The 3,118-nt window shown below is 61.1% G+C and carries 1 protein-coding gene, 1 tRNA gene and 1 pseudogene; all 3 read left to right on the top strand.

Annotated elements, in window-relative coordinates; genetic code table 11:
• Positions 1-1,933 (top strand): Ig-like domain-containing protein (locus ACH107_RS31480; RefSeq protein ID WP_412509586.1); only part of this gene is annotated, 1,933 nt, incomplete at its 5' end.
• Positions 1,934-2,584: 651 nt separating this feature from the next.
• A tRNA-OTHER gene (locus ACH107_RS31475) sits at positions 2,585-2,730 on the top strand.
• A 166-nt stretch (positions 2,731-2,896) separates the two neighbouring features.
• Positions 2,897-3,118 (top strand): annotated as a pseudogene (locus ACH107_RS31470) (transposase); the annotation flags it as partial.

Below are 3,118 nucleotides of genomic sequence, written 5' to 3'. Positions count from 1 at the left end.
ACTCAGTGTCACGACCGACGGGACCGCCCCGACGGTTGGGCTGAGCTCGAACGCGACCGATCCCCACTCCGGGGCCTTCACGGTCACGGCGACGTTTGATGAACGCGTCATTGGGTTCGAAGTTGGCGACGTGAGCGTCGGCAACGGTACCGCGTCGAACCTCTCTGGTTCGGGCACGAGCTACACCTTCGATGTCACCCCTGCCGCGGATGGAGATGTCACCGTCGATGTTGCTGCCGATGTTGCTGAAGATACCGCGACGAACGGCAATACAGCCGCAACCCAACTCAGTGTCACGACCGACGGGACCGCCCCGACGGTTGGGCTGAGCTCGAACGCGACCGATCCCCACTCCGGGGCCTTCACGGTCACGGCGACGTTTGACGAAGATGTCACTGGGTTCGAAGTTGGCGACGTGAGCGTCGGCAACGGGAGTGCGTCGAACTTCCAGGCGACGTCGAGCAAAGTCTACACCTTCGACGTTGACCCTTCCTCCGATGGCGCGGTGACGGTGGATATCGCCGCAGACGTGGCCACGGATGACGCCGGCAATGGCAATACAGCCGCAACCCAACTCAGTGTCACGACCGATGGAACGGCCCCGACGGTGAAGGTCGAAGGGCCGACCGATGTTGTGGTCGAGGACTTCACGGTCACGCTGACGTTCTCGGAAGATGTGACGGACTTGGCGCTTGGCGATGTCGCTGTGACCAATGCTCAGGCGTCCAACCTGACGGGCAGCGGTGCGGTCTATACGCTGACCATCTCGCCTGAGCTGGGCCAGAACGGAACGGTTCAGGTGCCGGCGGGGTCAGCCGAAGATGAGGCCGGCAACCAGAATGAGGCGTCGAACACCTACGCGATCCTTGCGGGCTCGCCTGCGTCGGAGTTTGAGGCGCATCGTGAAGAGATCCGGGACATCGTGACAACGCATGCGCAGAAGACGTCGCGCAGCCAAGTGGCGGCCAATGTGCGACTGGTGCGTGAGGCCCGGGACCGGTTCACGCTCAGCCGCAGGCAGGTGAGTGACCCTGAGGGTGGCGTGAGGCTGGCGTCGCGCAACTATACCCCCTTCGATATTGATGGCCGGGCGGAGGTGCGTGGGCAGACCTTTGTGGCCGATGGGACGTTCTTTGAACAGGATGGGAACTATGCGGGGACGCGGCGGCGACTGTTCTTTGGGGACTTCGATATCCAGCGCGACGAGGATGGCAACACATCGGGGACCCTCTCGGGCAAGTTGGCGTGGGAGCATATGCTCGATGCGGACCGTATGCTGGGCTACTATGTGGGTGCAGATCTGAGCACGGCCACGCTTGAGGGCAGCTTTGAAGGCACGCAGGACAGCTTTGGTGTCAATCTGGGCGGCTACGGGGTCGTGGCGCTCTCGGAGACGGTGTTCGCAAGTGGCTTTGCCTCGGTTGGTATTGGCCGGAACGATCTTGAGCTGAGCAATGGCACGCTGGATGTGCAGAGCGACTACACGACGCAGACGCTGACGCTTGGCGGGTCTGTAACGGGTTTGATCGCGCGCGAGCGCTATGAAGTCTGGCCCGAGTTGGCCTTCACGCATGGCTATACCGAGATCGGGGAGATGGATTTCACGGCAGATGCCTATGAGCGGACCGATGACGTGAGCCTAGATGCCGGGGATGTGAGCCTGACCACACTGACGCTGACGCCACAGCTACGGGTCCCGATGGACGGTCGTTCGATCGCCACGAGTCTCGAGACCGCGACACTCTCCCCACGGCTGATCTGCGAGCGCACGGTTGCCGATCAGACCACCGAGGAGTGCGGCGGGGGCCTCCAGCTGGGCTTCACCTCGAATTCCGAAGATGGCCTGAGCCGGCTGAATAGCACCTTCAGCGTAGACCGGGTGGGCGACACCACACGAACAGGCGTCCAGTTCAAGCTTGAACACCAGTTCTGAGCAAGACAAGCACAGGCGCAAATTGGGCAAATTCGCTTTCCGAGTAGGCTTTGTAGGGAGCCCCCCGTAGCGCTCGGCAACGATCCAGGCTGGTTCGCCACTCGCCTAGGGCACCGAGACCCAGCCCGCGTTGACGTTGAACACGGCGGCGATGGCACCTTGCTGCTCCTCTGGGTACGCGCGGCGGTAGGCGCGGGTCGCGTCACGCAATTCTGGCGTCATCGTGAGTATTCCACGCGCATGTGGCCACGGATTCCACGATGATGTGGCCACCGGTTCCACGGCATGTAGCCACCCCTTGAGACATACCTGGTCATGACGGCTTTGCAAAGGTCACAATGCTGCTTATCGCTACCGTTCGGTCCAAACGCAGCGAATGACCTCTTTCCGCCCCCTTTTACCGAATGCTGCACGAGCGAACAACAGCCTATGCATGGGTCGCTCTGCGCTGAACGCCTTCGATCACACGGGCTGCCCTGGCGACAGATACAGGGCATTCACCGCATCGGTCAGACCAGTAGCCAGGGATTGTCGGACCCCCCGGCGATCGATGGATTGCGATGGGTACCCTGCTTACCCTACAACGCGACGACCTCAACACCACATCAACGCGGGAACGCGCACTTTCGCGCGGGTCTGCCTATGAATGCGTGCGGGTGTCGGTGAATGAGCAGTTGGAAAGTTGGTGGAATCAAAGGCTTACCATATATGTATCTGATTTTAAGGCATTATCGGATTCGCTGCGGGTTAGGCTCATAACCTGAAGGTCGTAGGTTCAAATCCTACCCCCGCAACCAAAATATTACGCGTTATCAAGCGCTTAAACGCCGCCCTCCGGGGCGGCGTTTGCGTTTCCGCCACCCGTGGAAGCACTGTGGAAGCAAGAGGGGGCGAAGTCCTACGTGTTGCTGCGCGAAGCGGAGCCGTCGTTGGATCGTCCGTAGCCTACGCGGCTAGTCGGTATCACGGAGCAAGCCTCGTCGCGTCATTGCCCAGATCGAATGGCATCCGGGCGAGCTGTTCCCGCGTGTTGGCTTCATCGTCACCAATCTGCCGATGGAGCCAGACTGGATCGTGCGGTTCTATAACCAGCGCGGCACCGCCGAGCAACACATCAAGGAAGGCAAATACGCCTTCCGCTGGACCCGGCTGTCATGCCGGAAGTTCCGCGACAACGAGGTCCGG

It is taken from the genome of Roseovarius halophilus (ex Wu et al. 2025) (assembly GCF_047086965.1).
Note: the sequence above shows the minus strand (reverse complement) of the source record. Positions and strands in the feature narration are given on the sequence as shown.